This window comes from Streptomyces sp. NPDC037301, from assembly GCF_055602785.1.
The window spans coordinates 1-4,135 of sequence record NZ_JBVJWD010000138.1; the positions used below are offsets into that span (position 1 = coordinate 1).

The 4,135-nt window shown below is 68.1% G+C and carries 4 protein-coding genes and 1 pseudogene; 2 read left to right on the forward strand and 3 right to left on the reverse strand.

What is annotated here, in order from left to right:
- Nucleotides 1–95: 95 nt before the first annotated feature.
- Nucleotides 96–1,182: pseudogene (locus tag ACZ7IB_RS48790) on the forward strand (telomere-associated protein Tap); the annotation flags it as partial.
- Between the two features lie 244 nt (nucleotides 1,183–1,426).
- Here the strand turns inward: ACZ7IB_RS48790 and ACZ7IB_RS48795 are convergent.
- The 3 genes from ACZ7IB_RS48795 to ACZ7IB_RS48805 all read right to left on the reverse strand — a co-directional run bounded on the left by ACZ7IB_RS48795 (nucleotide 1,427) and on the right by ACZ7IB_RS48805 (nucleotide 3,117).
- Entirely contained in the window at nucleotides 1,427–2,281 is an 855-nt protein-coding gene (locus tag ACZ7IB_RS48795) for an alpha/beta fold hydrolase (protein WP_470921799.1), read from the reverse strand.
- A gap of 150 nt (nucleotides 2,282–2,431) precedes the next feature.
- Entirely contained in the window at nucleotides 2,432–2,584 is a 153-nt protein-coding gene (locus tag ACZ7IB_RS48800) for a hypothetical protein (protein WP_470921800.1), read from the reverse strand.
- Between the two features lie 170 nt (nucleotides 2,585–2,754).
- Nucleotides 2,755–3,117: a hypothetical protein gene (locus tag ACZ7IB_RS48805; protein WP_470921802.1), complete on the reverse strand. Its 363-nt coding sequence runs from the start codon at nucleotides 3,115–3,117 to the stop codon at nucleotides 2,755–2,757.
- A gap of 464 nt (nucleotides 3,118–3,581) precedes the next feature.
- On the opposite strand from ACZ7IB_RS48805, the gene ACZ7IB_RS48810 reads away from it, so the two are divergent.
- The gene (locus ACZ7IB_RS48810) at nucleotides 3,582–4,034 is read left to right on the forward strand and encodes a DUF4262 domain-containing protein (protein WP_470921803.1); all 453 of its coding nucleotides are present in this window, start codon (nucleotides 3,582–3,584) and stop codon (nucleotides 4,032–4,034) included.
- Nucleotides 4,035–4,135: the final 101 nt, after the last annotated feature.

Consider the following 4,135-nt stretch of genomic DNA (forward strand, 5'->3'; position numbering starts at 1 on the left):
CACGATGTGCTCATCCATCTGCACCGGATCAACGCGGCCGGTCTGCTGGACCACTGAGCTCGGCGCTCTGGTGGCGGGCGTGCTCGCGGCGCAGGGCCGCGAAGTACCCCGCACACGGCGCCCCCGCCGCTTCGGTTCCGGCCGCCGCGCCGCAGCCGAAGCTGCCGGAGACGTTCACCGGTTCTGCCACCCCCCAGGCCACCGAGACGGAGACCGGCGCACCGGTTCAGGCCCCGGCCGTCCAGACCGCTCCCGAGCGTCCGGCGACGTCGCGCCGCCCGGCGGCGAAGAAGGCGGCGAAGCCCGCGACCGACCCGCGGTTCCCGCACGGCCCGCTCGCCGTGCTGGACGGCGACGGCTCCGCGTACGGCGTCGACGGCATCGTGCTCGACTGCCCCGCGACCACGGTGCCGGAGCTGGTGGAGTGGACGCTCAAGGAGTCCGGCCTCGGTGCCGCGAAGCTCAACCGCTACGGCAAGGACAGCGACCCGCTGATCGTGCTCACCGCCGCGGCCGCCGTGAAGCTCGGACTGCCCGAGCGCCTGGAGGGCCACCAGCAGCGCCGCTCCCTGCGCCTGCCCGAGGACCACCCGGTGGTCAAGCAGGTCGCGAAGGCGAAGTGGCAGCTCACGCAGCGCGGGTTCGGTCCGTGGGCGCGGATCTACCGCAAGGCCCAGGGCCGCGAGCGGCAGTGCGTGCAGCTCGCGATCCTGTCCTGGGACGCCCTCGATGAGCGGTCCTGGCCCGGCGTCTCCGAGATGGAGCCGGCCGACATCGCCCGCGTCCTCGGCGTCTACGCCCAGCGGGTCATCACCCCGCGCGGCTCCACCGCCGTCTCCGGCCTGGAGCTCATGACGGCGCTGCGCCCGCCCACGAAGGCCGTGCAGGACCCGGAGACCGGGAACTGGGTGTCCGGCCACAACGCGGGCTCGCTGGGGACGGAACCGATGGACCCGGCGCCGCCGGAGGCCACCCCGGAACACCCTGTGGTCGTGAACTCCGGCTGGACCGGCGGCTTCCTCAACGAGGAGGCGTACCAGTGGGTGCGGTCGGTGGACACGCTCACGGATGAGGAGTGCACGCTGTCCTTCGCGGTCGGCCTGGACCTCAACACCGCGTTCCTCGCCGCCGCCGCGCGGCTCACGGTGGGCCTGTCCGCCCCGGACCACTTCAACGCCCCTGTGTCCTCCAGGTGGGTTCGGTTGCGTGCGACGAGCACGATCGAGGAAAAGTCCCGCGCCAACCGGATCGCCGTGGAGCGCCCCATACCCTGGCTGGCCCCGCATCTCACTTCTCCTTCACTGAAATGGGGTTGCCGGTCGGGACCGCCGATGGACCGGTCACGAACGACGGGCTCTTCTGCGTCGGCCGGGTACGTCGATGTGGACCCTGGCCGTGTGTGATCCCCACACCGCCCGCTTGCTGCCTATCTGATGAGGAAGTCGCGAATCGCTGCTGCGATCTCCTCGGCATGGGTCTCCAGGGCGAAGTGGCCGGTGTCGACGAAACGAACATCGGCATCGGGGATGTCACGCTTGAAGGCCTCGGCCCCGGCAGGCAGGAAGAACGGATCGTTCCTGCCCCACACCGCGAGCAGTCGCGGGCTCCGGGTCCGGAAGTACTCCTGGAACGTGGGGTACAGAGCGACGTTGCTCGCGTAGTCGAGGAACAGATCGAGCTGGATCTCATCCGCGCCGCTTCGCGCGAGGTAGTAGTTGTCCAGCCCGTAGCCGTCTGGGCCGACCCGCGTCACGTCGGGCACTCCGTGTTGGTACTGCCAGACAGTCGTCTCCGGCTGTACGAGCGTCCGGATCGCTTCCCGGTTGGCTGTCGACGGGTCTTTCCAGTACGTCTGCACCGGATTCCAGCCCTCGCTCAGCCCTTCCTCGTACGCGTTACCGTTCTGCGACACGATCGCGCTGATTCGCTCGGGATGGCGGGTAGCGATCCGGAATCCGACCGGCGCGCCGTAGTCGAACACATACAGCGCGAAGCGATCCAGGCCCAGTACTTCCGTCAGACGGTCGATCACATCGGTGATGTGTTCGAAGGTGTAGTCGAAGTCGTCTCGCGGGGGCATGTCCGACTTGCCGAAGCCGGGCAGGTCAGGGGCGACGATGTGGAACCGGTCGGCGAGCAGGGGGATCAGCTCGCGGAACATGTGGCTTGAGGAGGGGAAACCGTGCAGGAGGAGCAGCGTCGGTGCGTCCGGTGCTCCGGCTTCCCGGTAGAACACCTTCAGGCCGTCCACGTCTGCCGTGCGGTACCCAATGTCAACCATGACGTTCCCTCTTCCTTTCTGGGGCGGCCACCGGAGCGTGACCGCACAAGAACTGCTGACATCAACTCGACACATAGCCTCTCAAATGGCATTTGAGAGGTTAGCTATCATGCTTGCTTCCGGGTGACCGCCGCAGCTTCGCCGGATCCGTCACCCACTCGACCCGACCTCGCGCACGGCTTCCATCACGATGGCGACGACCGCTCCCGGCGCGGTCAGCATGGGCAAGTGATCGACGGGGGCCGTGCGCACCCGGGCCCTCATCCGCCCAGCCAAGAACCGCTGCGTCTCCGCGGAGATCATGCGATCCTCCTCGGCCACCAGGAACCAGCTCGGCCGGTCCCTCCAGGCCGGACGCCCCACCAGGACCCCGATGGCCGCGGCTGCGAGGGGCCGCTGCGACGGGCGAACGCAGGTGAACCTCTGATGATGCCCCGTGACGCGAAGACCGCGCGATGGCATGCGGGCGGCGGTCACAAGACCCGGTGCTGTGAGGCACCAAGCGACCTCCGGGAAGCTTTGCCCGGAGGGAGGACACCGCTGGTCTCGGGGTAGAGGGGGCGGCCACTCCGGACCGGCAGCCCCTGGCGGGATGTGCCGGCGGCACCCAGTAGGTACGCCGGCCCGGCACGCATCTTCGACGGCGCCCGCACGATCGTACGATCGTGTGATGTGATGTCTCCTGTGCTGCACGCCGAGGCGTAGACGCGGCCGTCGCTGTCGGGGGCGTCCTCGGCGACCTCCCAGTCGGCGATCACCAGCGGGACGTCCCCGGCGAAGGTGAGCGTGCCGTGTTCGGTGTCGGCGATGCGATGGTCCAGGGGCGCGGCGAGCAATATCGATCACTGTGAAGCGGGCAACGTAGGTGCGCTGAACAAGCCGTGCCAGGTCGGCTCCCTCCGGCTCTACGTGCAGGAAGCCACCCTCGTCAGCGCAGCTACTTCAACGCGGTGATGTGGAGGCCGCTCAGGGAGGGCGCGCGGGCACAGCGCGACGGAATCGGGGACGGAACAGCGGGACGGGGGCACCGTGTCGAGCGGGCAGGACACTCCCGTGATGGCCTCCGGTACCCAACAGTTGCTGACGCGCGCCTTGACCCGAGAGTCAGGCCGAGCCCGGCAGTTCCTGACTGCCGGGGGATGGCGCCCCACCAACGCGGACGCCGACGCGGCGGCCCGGGTCCTGGCCGCCTCACCGCCCCACTCCCCGCCCGCGGGCGTTCCAGTGCCGGTGTGTCCTCTGCCATGACTACGGTGACGGAGACGAGGCGGACCGCGCGGATCTGACGATCATCGAGAATGTGCAGCAGCACGGATGGCACGTCCAGATGGTTCCCGAGGACGAGATCGGTCCTGGATTTGCCTACACGATCGGCCTCGCGCACACTCACGGCGGACCTGAACTCGCCATGTTCGGACTCGATATCCACGCTATGCACCGCATGCTCAACAGGCTCGGAGCGAAGTCCGCCGCGGGTGCTGTATTGGCTGAAGGCCAGAGGCATCCTGAGGTTTTCGACGGTCACCAAGTCGCGCTCAGGCAGGTCGATCTCCACTGGTACCGAACCTTCTTCGGGCGGGCTATGGGGTTCTACCGGCGGCCTCCGTTGCCTGTGCTGCAAGTTGCGTGGCCCGATGTGGATGACCGTTTCCACTGGGAAGATCAGGCTGAGGAGAGGCATCGGGAGTCGCAGCCTCAGTTGTGGCTGCCGCCGAGGGAGCACCCTGTCGGGGTCTGGACGACCGAACTCTGACCTCTAAGAGGGCGTTTAGAGTGGGCGACTTGCCTCTTATGCCCTAGTAGGTTCCTCGCCAGGTTGGCGTGGTCTCGTCCGTTATGCGCTTGGCGAGGTTG

Excerpts from the sequence above, each read along its gene's own strand:
- ACZ7IB_RS48795 (WP_470921799.1), bottom strand. The coding sequence starts at position 2,281 with ATGGTTGACATTGGGTACCGCACGGCAGACGTGGACGGCCTGAAGGTG.
- ACZ7IB_RS48800 (WP_470921800.1), bottom strand. The coding sequence starts at position 2,584 with ATGATCTCCGCGGAGACGCAGCGGTTCTTGGCTGGGCGGATGAGGGCC.